Genomic DNA, 16,793 nt, shown 5'->3' with positions numbered 1-16,793 from the left:
GGCGTCAGGATTCCGGCGGAACACGCCGGGGAGAGGCTACAGCTTGTCGAAGTCTGCTTCCTCGACGGTGCTGCCGGAGGTGCGGCGTTCACCGGCACCGATGGCGGCGGGGGAAACGCCGGACTTCAGCGCGGCGAGCCGGGCCTCGATCTCGGTCTGCTCGCCGAGGTCCTCCAGCGAGTTGAACTGTGCGTCCAGGCTGGAGGCGGCGAGCTCCTGCTGGCCGCGAACCTTGGCCTCTTCGCGGCGGATCTTCTCTTCGAAGCGGCCCACCTCGGACGTGGGATCCATGAAGTCGATGCTCTTCATGGCGTCGTGCACCTGGGTCTGGGCCGCGGCGGTCTTGGAACGGGCCACCAGTTCGTTGCGCTTGCTGGTGAGCTCGTTGAGCTTGCCCTTCATCTGGCCCAGGCCGTGCTTGAGCTTGTCCACGACCTCGGCCTGGGAGGCGATGCTCGGCTCGGCGGACTTTGCCTCGTTTTCCGCGGACATCTGGCGCTGCAACGCCACCTTGGCGAGGTTGTCGAACTTTTCGGCGTCGCCGACGTCGCCCTTGGCCCGGTATTCGTCAGCCTTGCGGGAGGCAGCGAGGGCCTTGTTGCCCCAGTCCTGAGCGTTTTTGATGTCCTCGTTGTAATCGTCCTGGAGCATCCGCAGGTTGCCGATGGTCTGCGCCACGGCCGACTCGGCTTCGGCGATGTTGTTGGTGTAGTCCCGGACCATCTGGTCCAGCATCTTCTGCGGGTCCTCCGCCTGGTCCAGCAGGGAATTGATGTTGGCCTTCGCCAGTTGCGCCATGCGGCCGAAAATGGACTGCTTCATGGTGTTACCTTTCGTCCTGCTCAGTGGTTCCCACTGAATTTCGGTGAACAGTGAAATGTACCGCTTCTATCCGCCGGCCGGAACGTTCCCGCCGGCGCCTAGTCTGTGTGCCCGGTGTGGTGGCCAGGGCCTGTCTAGAAGTCGCCGCCGCCGCCGAAGTCGCCGCCCCAGCCGCCGCCGGAATCGCCGCCGCCGCCCCAACCGCCGCCGCCCCAGCCGCCGCCGGAATCGCCGCCGCCGCCACCCAGACCGCCCCCGCCGCCGTGCAGGATGGAGTTAATCAGGATGCCGCCCAGGATGGCGCCGCCAAGGCCGCCGCCTCCTCCGCCGCCGCCGAACATTCCGCCCCGGCCGTAGCCCTGGTTGGCGTAGCCGCCGAAGTGGTCGACGTCGGACTGCGCCAGCTGAGCGGCCTGCGCCGCCAGCCCGTGCGCCTGCTGGGCGTACTGCAGGGCAGTGACCGGATCAGTGCGGGAGATGGACAGCGCATAGTCCAGGTTCCGCTGGGCCTCAGCCAGGCGGGTTCGGGCTTCGGTGCCCACGCCGCCGCGGCGGGCCGTGATGTAGTCCGAGGTGGCGCTGATCTGCGCCTGCGCGGACATGATGCTTTGCTGCAGCGACGACTGCGCGCGGCGGATCTGTTCCTGCTGGTCGCGGATGCCGGACAGGGCCGCGTCAAGAGACTGGTGCGCGGTCTCGACCCGCTCCAAGGTGGCGATCGGATCGATCTTGCCGCCCTGGATTTCGGCCTTGACCCGGGCCAGCGCGGCTTCCACCGCGGCGACCGGCCCGGCAAGCTCGGGGTGGGCCCCCGACTGGATCAGCGCCCTGGCCTGGGCCAGATCCTGCGAGGTGTCAACGACGGCGGACTCAAGGCCGGTGCGCGCCTCATCCAGGTTCCCGGCGACCTTTGTGATGGCACCGATCAGCACGTTCGTCTGGTGCAGGCTCTCTTCCGCCGCCCGGACGGCGACGGCCGCGAGGCCGCGTTCGCCGGCGGTGAGCTTGTCCTGGGCGGTGACGGAGGCGTTCTGCACGAACGCCAGCCGTTCCTTGGCCTGGCTGATGTTGTCGGACACCTGCACCAGCGCGCTCTCGGCGTATTTGCTGCGCAGCTCGGTGAGCGAATCCTCGGCACTGGCGATCCTGGCTTCCGCCTCACCCGCGCCGGCGCTGACCGCGGCCAGGGCCTGCGGGGCATTCTTCTCCAGCTCCCGCAGTGAATCGAAGTCGGCCTTCTGCTCCTGCAGGGAGGCCAGCGCGGCCTCGGAACGGCGGATGATCTCCGTCAGCCAGGCCCGCTGCTGCTCTTCGGTATCGGGGATGTGGTCATCGAGTTGCTGCTGCAGTTTGAAGGACTCGGACATATGGCCCTTGGCGTCCTGCAGTGCCTTCGTGAAGTTTCCGACGGCGGCGTCGCCGTATTGTGCCTGCGCGAAGCCAAGCTCCTGCTCGCTCGATTTGATGGCGTCATCCGCCTCGATCAGGAGTGAGCCGCTCTTCCGGCGCAATTCCTCGACGGTGAGCCCGGCCAGCGGATCCAGCTCGGCACCCTGCGGTCCACCGGCGCCGGCTTCCACTGCAGCTTTCTTCCGGCGGTTGCGGAGGTAGAGGTAAGTGCCCGCGCCGCCCGCCGCGACGACACCCACGCCCACAAGCACGGCATTCCCGGCGCCGCCCTGGGACGGCACGGTGCCCTTGCCGCCGCCGGCGGCATCGCCGATGGCCGCGGCGCTGTCGATGGCCGCCTGGGCGTAGTCGCCGTTGCGGAGGTTCGGGTCAACCGCGCTGCTCACAATGGTGTCGCGCTGGGCGTTGGTGATCTTGCTGTTGGATGGCTTGCTCAACTGGTACTGGCGGGTATCCGTGGCCACCGACAGCAGCATGGCGTTGGAGCCCAGGTTTGCCTTGTCCGCCACTGCAGTGGCCCAGGCGACCCGATCCGTCGGGTTCTCGAACCTCTTCACGTAGACGACGTGGAGCGTCATCGCGTGATCAGTACCGAGCTTCTTGATGGCCTGTTCGACGTCGCCCTTCCGGTCGCCCAATACGCCGGCGGAGTCAACGATTTTCGTGACGGGGTCGAGTGTCACCGGACTCTCGGCGAGGGCCGGAGCGGCGGGAAAGGCCAGCAGTCCGGCGACGCCAAGAACGGCGAGGAGACGTTTATAGGTAGACCGCATGTGCAACCCTTCGGCACTTCTGCGACCAGTTCGGGCCGAACCGGTCGTCACAGAATGCAGCAGCGCCCCCACGCAGATGTAAAGCCGCAGGTCGCTGTGGCAATTCAATTTGATTCTATGGTGCACCCAATTGGCCGTCTACCGAGGGGAATATGCCACCAGCGAAAAGCGCATACGCTTGGCATTAACGCCGCAGCAGCTCCGGCAACAGGGCCGTCGGGCGTTCAGCAACCTCCCAGCAAACGTCCGCTCTAGTATCAGTGAGATCGTCCATAGTTAATACAAACGAGGATGAAAGGAAGTCTTATGACTGAGAACCCAGCGCAGGGTCCGTCACCAGAGAACAGGGAGCCGGCCACGCCGAACGAGGGCACGTCAGAGCGCCCCCAGGCGGCCCCGGCGCCGGACTCAGCGCACGAGAATCCGACCCTCCGGCTGGACCGGGAAGCGGACCAGGCCCCGCAGCCGGTCTACCCGCAGCACCAGCCGTCCTACGGCCGTCCCCAGGCGCCGCAGACGCAGCAGTTCGGTGCCCCGCAGGAGCACGTTCAGCAGGGCCACACTTCCGGCCAGCCGAACCCGCAAGGGAGCCGCGAGTTCGGCCAGGCCCCCTACGGCCAGCAGCAGCACAGCGGCTTCGGCGGCAACCAGCCCGCTTCGCCGTACGCTTCCAATCCTGCCCACGCCCCAAAACGCAAGGCTGCCTTCGGCGTCCCGACCCTGGTGGCCAGCATCCTCGCCGCCGGACTGGTGGGCGGCGGCGTGGTCGCCGGGACCACCCAGCTATTGGGGGAGCGGGCGGTCCCACCCACGGGTTCCTCGAGCATCAGCCAGGCCGGCCCGGTCATCGTAAACAACAAGGATGACGTGAATGCCATCACCGCGGCCGCCGTGAAAGCCACTCCCAGCGTGGTGACCATCAAGGCCACGAACGGCAGCGAGGGCGGCACCGGCTCCGGCATCATCCTGGACGGTGAGGGCCACGTCCTGACCAACACCCACGTCGTCACCCTCGACGGCACAGCGGCGAACGCCGCGATCGAGGTCCGGCTCAGCGACGGCAAGGTCTACAGCGCCAAGATCGTCGGCACGGATCCGCTGTCGGACCTCGCGATCGTGCAGATCCAGAATGCTTCCGGGCTTGTCCCGGCAGTCCTGGGCGACTCCAGCAAGCTGAACGTCGGCGACACCGCCGTCGCGATCGGTTCGCCGCTGGGCCTCACAGGAACCGTGACTGACGGCATCGTGTCGACCCTCAACCGCACCATCAGCGTGGCCTCATCGGCAGCTCCCAAGGATAATGCGGACAACTCGCAGGGCGGCGACCAGGGCTTCCAGTTCGCACCGCCGGACGGCGGCCCGGGCCAGGCCACCGCCAACCAGGGCAGCATCTCGATCAACGTGATCCAGACCGACGCCGCCATCAACCCCGGCAACTCCGGCGGTGCACTGGTCAACACGAAGGGCGAGATCATCGGCGTGAATGTCGCGATCGCCTCGGCGGGCGGCGACACCTCGGCCAGCGGGAACATCGGCGTTGGCTTCAGCATCCCGATCAACCACGCAAAGCGGATCGCCCAGGAGATCATCAGCACCGGAAAGGCCACACACGGTCAGTTCGGCGTGAGTGTGAAGCAGAAGACCGCAAGCTCCTCGGCGTCCGGTTTCTCCGTCGGTGCCGAGGTCGCCACGGTTGAGCCCGGCTCCGCTGCCGACAAGGCCGGCGTCAGGGTCGGCGACGTCGTGACGAGGTTCCAGGATCTCACGATCAGCGATCCGAACCAGCTCACCGCCGCCGTGCGGGAGCAGCCCGCAGGGGCATCGGTCAAAGTCACCGTCCTCCGCGGAGGCAAGGAAGAGCAGCTCGACGTGACCCTCGGCGCAGCCGCCGAGCAGTAGGGCAGCGCACAGCGTTCCCACCCGAAGGCCGGGCAGCACCGTCAGGTGCCACCCGGCCTTCGCCGTGCGCCGCGCCAGGCGTTGCGCCGCGCCAGGCGTTGCGCCAGCCAGGCACTGCGCCTGCAGCGCACAGTGCAGTCCTGACACAACCCTTAACCCGGGCCGCGGTGGCGCTCCCCGATATGGTTAGCTAGGAACAAACCCGGCACTCCGGGTGTTCCGTGGCCACGACCCACCCGGCTGGCTGTCCACCCGCATGGAAGGCTGCTGTCAATACAGTGGAAGAGACTTTGAAGATCATCGTGCTGGTCAAGCACGTCCCAGACGCGCAGTTCGACCGACACCTCACCGGCGAGGGCCACACCACGGACCGCTCCGAGAGCATTTTGTCCGAACTGGACGAGTACGCCCTTGAGGCCGCACTCCAGCTGATCGAGGCCCGCGGCGGCGAAGCGGCCGGCAACAAGGTCATCGCGCTGAGCATGGGACCCGCCGGTGCTGTCAACGCGGTGAAGAAGTCCCTGCAGATTGGCGCCAGCGAGGGCGTCCACGTCAGCGACGACGCGCTGGCCGGTTCCGACGCCGCCGCCACCTCGCTGGCGCTCGCCGCCGCCATCCGCCACCTCGGCGCGGACACCCCTGCCGACCTCATCCTCACCGGCATGGCCTCCACCGACGGCGAGACCTCGCTGGTCCCGGCGCAGCTCGCGGAACGACTGGGCCTGCCGCAGCTCACCTTCGCGTCCGCCCTCGAACTCGACGGCGGCCGGCTCACGGCCCGCCGCGACGGCGATGCCCACTCCGACACCGTCGAGGCGACCCTGCCCGCCCTCGTCTCGGTCACCGACCAGATCAACGACCCCCGGTACCCGAATTTCAAGGGCATCATGGCGGCCAAAAAGAAGACCATCACGACGCTGAGCCTTGCCGACATCGGCGTCGACCCGGCGAAGGTCGGACGGTCCGGCTCCTGGACCGTCGTCGAATCCGCCGAACTGCGCCCGGCGCGCACCGCCGGCACCATCATCACCGACGAGGGCGACGCCGGCATCAAGCTGGTTGAGTTCCTGGCCAACCAGAAGCTGCTCTAAGGGGATTCTCGAACATGGCAAAAGTACTGGTATTCATCGACAACCCCGGCCAGACGCTGAAGAAGCCCAGTCTGGAGCTGCTCACCATTGCCCGGTCCCTGGGCGAGCCCGCGGTCGCCTTCAACGGCGAGCTGCACGACGACGTCGCGGCAACCCTGGCCGCCTACGGGGCGCAAACGCTCTACCGGCCCTCGGCGGCGGACCTGGACGAGTACCTCGTCGGCCCCAAGGCCACCTACCTGGCCGCCGCGGTGCAGACCGCCGGTGCCACCGTGGTCCTGACCGAGAACTCGGCGGAGGCCAAGGAAATCGCTGCGAGACTCGGCATCAAGCTCGGAGCCGGCGTCATCACCGACGTCGTCGCGGTGGACCAGGACGGAACCGCGCACAAGTCCGTGCTGGCCGGTTCCTATATGACGACGGCGAAGGCCACGACTCCGGTCGCGGTCCTGACTGTCAAGGCCAACAGCATCACGCCGGAACCGGCCGTCACCGGCACCGCCCCGGCCTCGGTCACCGTGGAGGTGCCGGAGACCGCCACCGCGGCCGCGGCCAAAATCACCGCCCGCAACGAGAAGGCAGCCAGCGGCCGCCCGGACCTTGCCGAGGCCCGGATTGTTGTGGCCGGCGGCCGTGGCGTCGACGGGAACTTCGGACCGGTGGAAGACCTCGCCGATGCCCTCGGTGCGGCCATCGGCGCTTCCCGTGCCGCAACGGACGCGGGCTGGATCGGCCACGACGCGCAGATCGGCCAGACCGGCAAAACCGTTTCGCCCCAGCTGTACATTTCGGCAGGCATCTCCGGGGCCATCCAGCAGAAAGCCGGGATGCAGACCGCCAAGGTGATCGTCGCCGTGAACAAGGATGCGGAGTCGCCGATTTTCGAGATCGCCGACTTCGGCATCGTCGGAGACCTTTTCCAGGTCCTGCCGCAGGCCACCGCGGAAATCAAGAAGCGGCGGGGCTGACGCTTTGAACACCGCCGCCGCGCAGGCGCGCAGCCCCTTCGATCCGGACCACCACCGGATCGAAAGGGTGCTTTGTTTCGCCGCGCACCCGGACGACATCGACTTCGGCGCCGCCGGCGCGATCGCGGCGTGGAGCTCCGCGGGCGTGCAGGTCAGCTACTGCATCATGACTGACGGTGACGCCGGCGGCTTCGACCCGGGGCAGCGGGACGAGATCGTCCGCCTGCGGAACGAGGAACAACGCCGGGCCGCCGGCCTGGTCGGGGTGACCGACATTCACTACCTGCACGAACGCGACGGCTACCTCGAGCCCACGCACGGCGTGATCCGCGACGTGGTGCGCCTGATCCGGCAGCTCCGGCCCGACGTCGTGCTCTCGATGCACCCGGAACGGAACTGGAACCGGATCCAGAAGAGCCATCCCGACCATTTGGCCGTGGGGGAGGCGGTGACGCGGGCGGTCTATCCGGCGCTGGAGAACCCGTTTGCATACCCGGAGCTGGCCGCGGCGGGGCTGGCGGCGTACAGGCTGCCATGGCTGTGGCTCTATGCCGGGCCGGAAGAACGCGACAACCATTTCGTGGACGTGACGGACCAGATCGAGGGCAAACTGGCCGCAATCCACGTCCACGTCAGCCAACACCCCGACATCGAGGCCATGGACCGCACCGTCCGCGGATTGATGCTCCGGACTGCCGAGCGCGGCGGACTCCCTGCAGGCCGCAGCGCCGAGGCCTTCCACGTCGTCTCAGTGAACGGTCCGGAGACCATAGCCGGCTTCTAGTCTTGCCCCCGGCCGTCCCCTTCCCATAAACTGACCTCAGTTTAAATCATATTTATTGAGGAAGGCGGACTTTAATGGCGAAGACTGCACAGCACCCCGTTCTCGTCGTGATGGGCGTCTCCGGATCAGGAAAGTCCACCGTGGCCGGCCTGCTGGCCGACCGGCTGGGCTGGGATTTTGCCGAAGGCGATGATCTGCACCCCGCATCCAATGTGGCGAAGATGCACGCCGGCCAGCCGCTGACCGACGAGGACCGCTGGCCCTGGCTGGACAGCATCGCGGGCTGGATCCGTGCGCACACCGAATCCGGCACGCCGGGCGTCATCACGTGCTCGGCGCTGAAGAAGCGATATCGGGATGTCCTTCGCGGCGAGGGCGTGGTGTTCGTATTCCTCGACGGCAGCAGGGACCGGATCTCGGACCGGCTGGCATTGCGGCACGGGCATTTTATGCCCCCGGCCCTGCTCGAGTCCCAGTTCGAGGCCCTCGAAGCCCCCGCGGTGGACGAAAACGCCATCACCTTGAGTGCCAGTTCGGCGCCGTCGGACGAAGCGCAGGAAATCATCGACCGGCTCCAGCTCGACCCCGGCAACGCCGGCCGGCCGTAGCCAGCCAGTTTCTTGGTCCGTAGTTCCGGGACAAGCCTCCTTAAACACGAGCCGCGCCGGCACTGAACCCTTGGAGGATGCAGTGCCCGCGCGGCTGTGTCCGGTCGCGGACCAGGCGCTAGGCGCCCAGCGGCGCCTCGGCGACGGTCGGCGTGGTCGGAGCAGGTGATCCACCGGTCGGTTCCACCGTGATGCCCAGGGCTGCTGCAATATGGACGCCCTTGACGACGGCCGGCTTGGACAGTGCTTCCGCGTCCATCAAACCCTGGGACACCGGGGCCGAGCCGTCCTTGGGGATCAGCCACATCTGATAGACCTTGCCCGGCGGCGGAGCCGGGACGTCGTTCATCTTGACGACGATCGCGTCCTTTGAGGTCGACAGGGACACGGTGGCCGTGCCGCCGCCGGTGACGTTAACCGTCGCCTGCCGCACGTCGCCGGCCTGCAGCACCTGGTTCAGCGGGTCGTTCTGGTTTGCCACGTAGGCGCCGACGCCGACGCCGCCCAGGGCGATAACGGCGGCAGCGGCGACTCCAACCAGCCAGTTACGCATTCCCTGCGGCCGGCGTCGTTCGTCGCGGCGCTTGCGGGCGGCGCCGAGCTCGTCGCTGACGGGGAGACCGGAGGCCTCCCGGACCGGCCGGGCCACGACCGGAGGAACCGCCGGCGGCTCCTGTCCCGGCTGCGCCCCGAAGTTCTGCGCGGGCAGGGAGGCCATGATCCGGTCGAGCAGGCCTGCCGGGGGTTCCTCTTCAACGGTGAAGCTGGTGGCGAGGGTTTCCCTGGCCTGGCGGACCCGGTCGTTGAAGTCGGCGAGTTCTGCCGGCGGGGCGGCGGCGAGGTGGGCCTCGATGGCGGCACGTTCGGCGTCGTCCACGGCGTCCAGGGCGTACACCTCGGCGAGGTCAGCCGCACGGCCCGACGCAAGATCGGTGGCGATATCGGCTGCAAAGCCGCCGGGGACGCGGCCATGGTGCTGTGCGTTCATGTCGGTCATCTCAACTCACCCCCAGACAGGTCTTCAGTCGGATCAGTCCGTCGCGGATGCGGGACTTGATGGTGGGCACTGCAGTATTGAGCTTCTCTGCGACTTCCCGGTAGGTGAGGCCGCCGTAGTAGGCGAGCCGCACGGACTCCTTTTGGGTATCTGTCAGCGTGTCCAGGCACCGGACGACAGCCTCGGCCTCGAGCCGGCTGCCCACTTCGTCAGAAACGGAATCATGATCGATGTCCTGGCTACTGGCGCCGTATTTTGCTTCCCGGTCTGTGGATGACTGCGCCGAACGGACCTTATCCACGGCCCTGCGGTGCGAGATCGTCATCAGCCAGGCGAGCGGGCTGCCGGCGTCGGGGTTGAACTTGGAGGCGTTCTGCCAGACCTGGAGGAAGACCTCCTGGGTGGTGTCCTCACTGAGTTCGACGTCGATCAGCACGCGTCGCGCCATGCCGAAGACGCGCCGTGACGTGAGTTCGTAGAACTCTGCGAAGGCAGCCTGGTCGCCGCGGGCGATCTGTTCCAGCAGTGCGCCCAGCCGGCGGTTTACGTCGGCCGGAGTACCCGGGGGAGCAGCGGCCTCGGGGTTCGGGGCGTTGGGAGTTTCCATCACTTTCAAGCATAAGGTGCCCGCCATCAATCGCGGGTCAGGAAGGCCATCCCCTGAGGAGTCGCCGCCCGCAACCCGCCGGGCGGGACGAAAGTCCACCTGCACTGTTGTCACCCGACGCTCCTCGCTCCCTTCCGCGCTCCCGGCGCCCGCTGGTTCGACGGGGCTTCACCAGTGATTCGGGACAGCAGGGATCACGGATGGGCGATGCGGCGGGAAAAATTGCGCCGGCTACAGCTTGGCGCCGGCGAATCCGTTCTGGCGCCAGGCCTCGTAGACCGCAATCGAAGCCGCATTGGCAAGGTTCAGCGAGCGGAGCGAGGGCAGCATTGGCAGCCGGACGCGCGACGTGACGTGCGCGTCATGTTTGACTTCCTCCGGCAGGCCTACGGATTCGCGGCCAAACAGCAGCACGTCCCCGGGCTGGTAACTGATGTCAGTGTAGGAGGCCTCGCCGTCGGAGGTGAAAGCAAAAACCCGTTCCGGAGCGAGGGCAGCCCAGGCCGCTTCGAGATCCTCGTGCACGGTCACGACCGCAAGGTCGTGGTAATCGAGCCCGGCCCGGCGCAGCTTGGCGTCGGAGAAATCAAAGCCGAGGGGCTTGACCAGGTGCAGCTCAGCGCCCGTGATGGCAGCCAGCCGGATGGCGTTGCCGGTATTGCCGGGAATTTCTGGGGTGTGGAAGAGGATGCGGAACACTGTTCCATCCTAACGACGGCGTTAGTGCATTCCGCGCAGCAGCCGGGCCAGCACGGGAACGATCACGGTGTTGGGCGCCGGACCGGAACCCAGGAACTGCTTGAGGCCGCGTGCCAGGCCAGCGGCGTTGACCACCTGAACGGTCTCGTGCGGGCCGGCATGGCGGTGCCGGTCGATCACCGGTTCATGCAGGTTGCCGTTGGTGCTGTGCACCACAGTCCAACCGGTGACGTTGAGTTCCGGGAAGATGTCCTGCATCCGGCGCACCACGTGTGCCAGCTGGGGCGGGGCGATTGACCGGCCGCCGTGGGTTAGGGCGCTGCCGTTCCAGGCATAGGCGCCGGGGGGCAGCAGCATGGAGCCGATGATCGCCATCCGGTAGCCGGAGAGGACCACATGGTCGATATGGCTGTTGTCGGCCGGGGACTGCAGTCCGTTGATGAGCCGGGCGGCCGGGATGGCGGGAAGGATTTGCCGGCTGATGAGTTGCACGGTCCGCATTTCCCGCTGGATCCTGGCTTCCGCGCCGAAGATCCCGCGCTTGCGGGGCAGACCGTGAACCTGCTGCCGGGCCAGGTCCTCAGGGATCAGCGGCACTTCGCCGGTCAGCGCGTACTGCTCGAAGGACGGAACGAAGACCGGGGCGTCGGCCGCGGTATTGCGGGGTGTATTGGGTCGACGGACGTTGGCGGAGGCATGGCTTCCGGCCGCCGGGGCGTCAAAGTGGGCCCCCTCGTCCGCGGGCGGACCGCCGAAGCTGCCCCGGCCGCTGCCATAGGAACGGTCGTAGTCCGCCCGGCTCTTGGCATCGATCAGCGTTTCGTAGGCGAGCGTGACGCGGCGGAAGGCAGCCGGGTCCCCGCCGTGGTCGGGGTGCGCCGTGCGGGCGGCCTTGCGGTAGGCCACCTTGATCTCCCTGTCCGTTGCCGTCACAGGGATCCGGAGGACCTGGTAATGCGAGCTGTTGCCCTGCGTCAAGCAAGAATCCTTTGCGTCGTTGGTGCCAGCCCGGCCTGGCCGTCCGGCCCGGCCAGTTTAACCGGCTAGGGGATCAACGAGCGCACCGGCACGGATCGTTCCCACGGGATGGCATAATTCGGCGCATGATCATCGCCGTGGCCGTCAATCCGCTGGCGTCCTTTGGCCGGGGGCAACACGCGGGGAACGAGGCTGCTGACCTGTTCCGGGCGGCCGGTGCCGAGGTCCTCCTGCTGTGCGAGGAGAGCTACGGGGCCCTGGCGCGGGCTGTGGACAAGGCGCTAGCGTCCGGAGTGGACGCCCTCGTCGTCGTCGGCGGCGACGGAATGGTCCACCTCGGCGTTAATGCGCTCGCCGGATCGGGGCTGCCGGTTGGTGCCGTCCCGCTGGGAATTGTCCCCACCGGGACTGGAAATGACATGGCGCGTGCGCTCGGCGTGCCGGCACATGACGTCCCCGGGGCCTGCGCGGTGGCGCTCGCGGCACTGTCCACCGGAGGAAAACTGATCGACGCCGGACGGGTCTCATCCGGCGGGATGTCCTGCTGGTTCGCCGGTGTGCTGTCCGCAGGGTTCGACGCGGCCGTCAACGAACGGGCCAACGCCTGGCGGTGGCCCCACGGCAAGGCCCGGTACCCTCTGGCCATGCTCCGTGAGCTGGCCTCGTTCCGGCCGATCAACTACACCGTGACGGCCGACGGCGAGAGCTGGCGGCAGGGTGCGATGCTGATCTCCGTCGCCAACGGCCAATCGATCGGCGGCGGCATGAAGGTCACCCCGGACGCTGTCCTCGACGACGGCTACCTGGACCTGTTCATCGTCGACCCGCTCTCCCGGGTGGGCCTGCTGAGAGTGTTTCCCAAGGTCTTTTCCGGAGGCCACCTCGGGCATCCGGCCGTGCACATCCGGCGGGTCCGCAAGGTCGAGCTGACGGCGGACAAGGTCGTGGCTTATGCCGACGGGGAGCGGATCGGTCCGCTGCCCCTGACAATCGAGGTGGTTCCCGGGGCAGTCCGCGTCCTGGCCTAGCTACAGGGCTGGAAGCGGACGGCCGGATCCGCCCGGTTCGTGTTGCTTAGTACAACAGTCGCGTTTATGGGGTGTGGCCGTGGGTCTTGTAATGACAATATCGGGCGCGGTGTTGGTGTTTTCGTCGCCAGGTTGAGTGTTCCAGGACGTGTTTCGGCTCGTGCTGCGGTGCCAGACGAGCCGGACGAGCAGCCCCCTGATTTCAGGCAGCGAGAGCCGGATCAGTTCCCCGTCTCCAACAACAGTGCCCTTTTTTGGAGCGGAACCTGCCTGTGGTCGCCGCCGGGCATAGGAACGGTATCAATGTTAATGCCGAACCGGCGGTGATCGGAACCGAGGAATTAGCCCTGGCTTCGAGACCCGCTGTCAGTCTGCATTCCGCCAGAAACGGGACGGAATTCCCACGTATAAGAGCCGTCAGCTTTGAGGCTCATCCGGAGGTGACCCCACGTGTCGCTAAACCTCCGCTGCACATAAGAGGGGTTGCTGGTGAACTCCCGGAGGCCGATTCCACCAGTGGACACCTGAAATTGTTGCATCCCGTCCGCGACGCACTGGTCCTTGTTGTTAATCGGGCAGGTCCGCTCATAATTGTGCTGTGAACCGGACAGCAACACACGAACGCGGTTCGCCCAGAACACGTCAATCCACGGCCTCGCCTTAGAGAAGCGGGTATGGCTCGAAGTGTTGCTGGTGAAATACGGATCATGGGAGATAACCGCCAGATGCTTTCCAGCGGCCTTCGCCGCTTTCAGGTTGGCATCCATTTCCGAGGTCATCGCCTGCGCCCGCGAAGAGTTATAACGCCATGTGGCCGACGGCGCTACAAGAATATGCCAGTTGCCCTTGTCGAACGAATACCATTCCAGGGCGTCCTGGAACCGTCCCAGATCGGAGCTCGTCGCGCTCTTCTCCGTGGACACGCACTGCCCATCCATGTACCGGTCAACGTCACTCCGGCCGGGTTCAACATCATGATTCGGGCCAGCGGTCCAGTACGTCTTGGCCTTAGCTGGACCCCACAACTGGTCGTAAGCCTCGAGCGCGGAACAGGTGCCCTTGTCATACTGGAAATCGCCCAACGCCAGGAAGTTGTCCAGCGAACCGTCGTTGAGACCGTCGATGATGCTAGCCGCGTTCTTACCGCTGTGCGACGAGGCCGATGTATTACCCTCAGGGTTCATATCTCCGGTGGCGGCGAACTCAAACGACTCACCGGATGGCGGTGGTGGGGGAGGGGGAGTAGTACCGGCTGCCGTAGTAGGCGTCGGCATGGCTGATGCTGATGTGGCGGCCGGCGCCGCCGTCGTTACTGCCGGTTGAGTTGAAGGGGCCGAGCAGCCGGCCAGGAGAATTGCCGCCACCCCAAGGGCGAGCAAGTGTTTACGCATACGTCAGATGATAAGGGCATCGCGCGGCGATGCCTATGTGACCGCTCCCAGAGACGTTGTGCGCGCAGCTCGTTTGCTGGCGCGCAGGGAAGCGATGAGTTCATCCGCGCGCCATTGCTCGCCCGGCCAGGCGGTGGAGGGCGATGATGTTTTGGTTCATGGGAACGGCCAGCACGTAGTGCAAACCTCTGGCTTCCAGCCGGCGGCGGAGCAGCGGCGCTCTTCCAGTTTCTGGACCCGAGTATCCTGCCGGCGTACCTCAAAACGGACACCCTGCGCTGGGGCGCCGACCCTGAGCAGCCCGGCCCGCGCGTCGAGGTGCTGGTGCTTGAGGCCGGGGCACCTGCCGGCGCACGGACAACAGCCGTCTCTCGCGGATGTTCAGCAGGGCAGGCTCCTCCGTCTACATGTCGGTGTCCTGCCCGGATGCGCCGCCCTCGCGGCGGCGCGGGCCGACGTCGCGGCCCGGCTCACCGTCGTTCCACCATCGGACTGACTGCGCCAACTGACTCCGCGAACCGACGGCGGCCTTGTCGGGCTCAGCGCCCGTGCGCCAGCGAGAGCCGGTTCAGAGCCAGCGCCCCGACCAGCAGACCGAAATCGCGCAGGGCCACGTCGAAAAAGCCGCCCAGGACGATGAGGTTGACGATGATGCCGAGCAGCCAGACCGCCACGAGCAGCGAGCCGAACCGCGGCTTCAGCGCCACCGCCAGTCCGGCGACGATCTCCACGACGCCGACGACGTACATGATGGTCTGTCCCGGCAGCGGCACAACGTCCGTGACCACGGGGGCCAGGTACATCGTCCAGTCGGTCAGCAGGTTGGTGAACTTGTCGAGGCCGAACACCACGGGTGCGACGGTGAAGACGGTCCGCAGCAGGAGGAACGCCTGCCGCTGGTAGGCCGGGGCGCGGGTCCCGGCTGGGGTAACGAGGGCTGCAGAGGAATTCATGAGTTACTCCTTCTAAAAGTGGATAACTTCATTTTAGAATGGCCGGAGTAGTTAAGCAACGGATCTTGTTTTTAGAGTTAGGCTGATTTTATGACGCGAACCCCTTGGAACCGCAGGATCGCTGCCGTCGCCTCACTGGGGGATGAAACCCGCCGCGGGTTGTTCGCCTTTGTCTCATCCTCCGGGCGCGCGGTCAGCCGCGACGACGCCGCCGGGGCGATCGGCCTGCCCCGGAGCACCGCGTCCTTCCAGCTGGACCGGCTCGTGCAGGACGGCCTCCTGGCCGTGGAATTCCGGAAACTCGGTGACAGGGTAGGGCCGGGTTCCGGCCGCCCGGCCAAGCTGTACGTGGCCGCCGTCCGGGAGGTCACCGCATCGGTGCCTGAACGGAACTACGACCTCGCCGCCGAGTTGCTGGTCGCCGCCATCGAGGTGTCAACGGCCGACGGCGGGTCCGCCCGCGACGCGCTTGAACGGACCGCCTTTGCCCGGGGACAATCGGCGGCGCGGTCCGCGGGCGAGGCGGCGGACCCGGCCGATGCCCGGGAAGCAGCCGCCGGCGACAGATTCGCGGACTTCCTCACGGCGGAGGGCTACCGTCCGGAGCGTGACGCCGAGGGTGGTCTGGTGCTGCTCAATTGCCCGTTCCACCGGATCGCCGCGGGCCACACGGAAGTTGTCTGCGCCATGAACGGTGCCTTTCTGGCCGGGGCCGCGGCAGGCTGCGGTATTGATCCGGACCGGGTCCAGGCGCTCGCGATCGAGGACCTCCGCACGCAGGGGGCCGCGCTGCCGGCGCAGTGCTGCGCCCGGATCAGACCGGGCCAGCAGCCCGCAGCCCGGACGCCTTGATCCTAAGCGCCCGGGCTTGAGGCTGCTGCCGCCACCGGACGGTTGGCCCGCCGTTTCATCCCGGTCAGCAGCACGCCCGCGATCACCAGGACGCCACCGAGGATCTGGGCGGTGGTGAGCGGCGTCCCCAGGACCACCGTGATGATCGCCGTGAACACTGCAATCAGGTTCAGGTAGTTCCCGGCGGTTCCCGGTGGGGTGGTCTTGAGGGCCAGGTTCCAGAACAGGTACGCGCCGAGGGAGGGGAAGACCACGATGTACGCCAGCGACCAGCCCTCGGCCTGCGTCTCCGGCAGCCGCACATTCAGGGCGAGCGCGAACGGCGTCAGTGTCACCGACGCTATCACCACCTGCATGGCGGTGGCCGCGATGGCAGGAACATCCAGTTTGCGGGCAATGATCGTGTAACAGCCCCAGACAACGATCGCGCCGATCATGATGAGTTCACCGGTGTTAATCGAAAGGCTGAAAATACGCTGCAGTTCGCCCCGGGTCAGGACCAGCAACACCCCGACCAGGCCAAAGCAGATGCCGAGCCAGCCCAGGCGTGTGGTCTTCTCACCGAGCAGGACGATGGCCATCACAACGATCAGGGCAGGGTTGGCCGCAGTGATCAGGGATGCGTTGACGGCGGAGGTGTGGCCGAGCGCGGCGTACAGCAGGAGGGTGTAGGCGCTCATGCCCAGCGCGCTCAGCAGCAGGAGCGCCGGCCAGCGGCGGAGCACGGCCCGCCAGTCCGGCTTTTCAACGAAGTGGGCCAGCAGCAGCAGCGGCACGGCCGCGAAGGTCCAGCGCCAGTAGGTCAGGTCCAGCGGGGACATCGAAGCGACAGCGGCCCGGCCGACGACGAAATTGCCGGACCAGAAGAGGGTGGCCAGGACCAGGTACAAGGGCGCTTTCACCGCTCGAATCTACACCAGTGCCGCTCCGGGC

Annotated in this window: 16 protein-coding genes; 7 read left to right on the top strand and 9 right to left on the bottom strand. The window is 66.8% G+C overall.

Features of this window, described 5'->3' with window-relative positions:
- Positions 1 to 36: 36 nt before the first annotated feature.
- On the bottom strand, positions 37 to 822 hold the full coding sequence (locus AC50X9_RS08220; protein WP_494892272.1) for a PspA/IM30 family protein: 786 nt from the start codon (positions 820 to 822) through the stop codon (positions 37 to 39).
- 134 nt (positions 823 to 956) lie between these two features.
- A complete protein-coding gene (locus AC50X9_RS08215; RefSeq protein ID WP_494892266.1) occupies positions 957 to 3,005 on the bottom strand; it encodes a TPM domain-containing protein in 2,049 nt (682 codons plus the stop codon).
- 306 nt (positions 3,006 to 3,311) lie between these two features.
- Here AC50X9_RS08215 and AC50X9_RS08210 point away from each other — a divergent pair, with 306 nt between their 5' ends.
- From AC50X9_RS08210 to AC50X9_RS08190, 5 genes are all read left to right on the top strand, one after another.
- Positions 3,312 to 4,904: a S1C family serine protease gene (locus AC50X9_RS08210; protein WP_494892264.1), complete on the top strand. Its 1,593-nt coding sequence runs from the start codon at positions 3,312 to 3,314 to the stop codon at positions 4,902 to 4,904.
- 290 nt (positions 4,905 to 5,194) lie between these two features.
- Positions 5,195 to 5,995: an electron transfer flavoprotein subunit beta/FixA family protein gene (locus AC50X9_RS08205; RefSeq protein ID WP_494892484.1), complete on the top strand. Its 801-nt coding sequence runs from the start codon at positions 5,195 to 5,197 to the stop codon at positions 5,993 to 5,995.
- Positions 5,996 to 6,009: 14 nt separating this feature from the next.
- Positions 6,010 to 6,963, top strand: coding sequence for an electron transfer flavoprotein subunit alpha/FixB family protein (locus AC50X9_RS08200; RefSeq protein WP_494892262.1), 954 nt, complete (start codon positions 6,010 to 6,012; stop codon positions 6,961 to 6,963).
- Positions 6,964 to 6,967: 4 nt separating this feature from the next.
- The gene (locus AC50X9_RS08195) at positions 6,968 to 7,747 is read left to right on the top strand and encodes a PIG-L deacetylase family protein (RefSeq protein WP_494892260.1); all 780 of its coding nucleotides are present in this window, start codon (positions 6,968 to 6,970) and stop codon (positions 7,745 to 7,747) included.
- Between the two features lie 74 nt (positions 7,748 to 7,821).
- Complete coding sequence (locus AC50X9_RS08190; protein WP_494892258.1) at positions 7,822 to 8,355, top strand: gluconokinase; 534 nt, start codon at positions 7,822 to 7,824, stop codon at positions 8,353 to 8,355.
- A gap of 118 nt (positions 8,356 to 8,473) precedes the next feature.
- Here the strand turns inward: AC50X9_RS08190 and AC50X9_RS08185 are convergent, their stop codons facing one another.
- The 4 genes from AC50X9_RS08185 to AC50X9_RS08170 all read right to left on the bottom strand — a co-directional run bounded on the left by AC50X9_RS08185 (position 8,474) and on the right by AC50X9_RS08170 (position 11,636).
- Positions 8,474 to 9,343, bottom strand: a complete 870-nt coding sequence (locus AC50X9_RS08185; protein ID WP_494892256.1) for an anti-sigma factor — start codon at positions 9,341 to 9,343, stop codon at positions 8,474 to 8,476.
- Between the two features lie 10 nt (positions 9,344 to 9,353).
- Positions 9,354 to 9,959 carry an ECF RNA polymerase sigma factor SigK gene (sigK, locus tag AC50X9_RS08180; RefSeq protein ID WP_494892254.1) on the bottom strand — a complete coding sequence of 202 codons (606 nt, stop codon included), beginning with the start codon at positions 9,957 to 9,959 and terminating at the stop codon, positions 9,354 to 9,356.
- A 231-nt stretch (positions 9,960 to 10,190) separates the two neighbouring features.
- Entirely contained in the window at positions 10,191 to 10,658 is a 468-nt protein-coding gene (locus AC50X9_RS08175; RefSeq protein WP_494892252.1) for a tRNA (cytidine(34)-2'-O)-methyltransferase, read from the bottom strand.
- A gap of 21 nt (positions 10,659 to 10,679) precedes the next feature.
- Entirely contained in the window at positions 10,680 to 11,636 is a 957-nt protein-coding gene (locus AC50X9_RS08170) for a J domain-containing protein (RefSeq protein ID WP_494892250.1), read from the bottom strand.
- Positions 11,637 to 11,761: 125 nt separating this feature from the next.
- Between AC50X9_RS08170 and AC50X9_RS08165 the strand changes: the two genes are divergently transcribed.
- Complete coding sequence (locus tag AC50X9_RS08165) at positions 11,762 to 12,664, top strand: diacylglycerol/lipid kinase family protein (protein ID WP_494892248.1); 903 nt, start codon at positions 11,762 to 11,764, stop codon at positions 12,662 to 12,664.
- A 341-nt stretch (positions 12,665 to 13,005) separates the two neighbouring features.
- Here the strand turns inward: AC50X9_RS08165 and AC50X9_RS08160 are convergent, their stop codons facing one another.
- A complete protein-coding gene (locus AC50X9_RS08160) occupies positions 13,006 to 14,055 on the bottom strand; it encodes a metallophosphoesterase family protein (protein WP_494892246.1) in 1,050 nt (349 codons plus the stop codon).
- Positions 14,056 to 14,594: 539 nt separating this feature from the next.
- Entirely contained in the window at positions 14,595 to 15,008 is a 414-nt protein-coding gene (locus AC50X9_RS08155; protein ID WP_494892244.1) for a DoxX family membrane protein, read from the bottom strand.
- A gap of 90 nt (positions 15,009 to 15,098) precedes the next feature.
- Here AC50X9_RS08155 and AC50X9_RS08150 point away from each other — a divergent pair, with 90 nt between their 5' ends.
- Positions 15,099 to 15,860 (top strand): helix-turn-helix transcriptional regulator, encoded by a 762-nt coding sequence (locus tag AC50X9_RS08150; RefSeq protein WP_494892242.1) that lies wholly within the window; start codon positions 15,099 to 15,101, stop codon positions 15,858 to 15,860.
- 2 nt (positions 15,861 to 15,862) lie between these two features.
- Here the strand turns inward: AC50X9_RS08150 and AC50X9_RS08145 are convergent, their stop codons facing one another.
- On the bottom strand, positions 15,863 to 16,762 hold the full coding sequence (locus AC50X9_RS08145; RefSeq protein WP_494892240.1) for a DMT family transporter: 900 nt from the start codon (positions 16,760 to 16,762) through the stop codon (positions 15,863 to 15,865).
- Between the last annotated feature and the right edge of the window lie 31 nt (positions 16,763 to 16,793).

The sequence above is a fragment of the Pseudarthrobacter sp. HLT1-3 genome (genome assembly GCF_059383535.1).
This window is presented reverse-complemented; position numbering and strand designations above follow the sequence as displayed.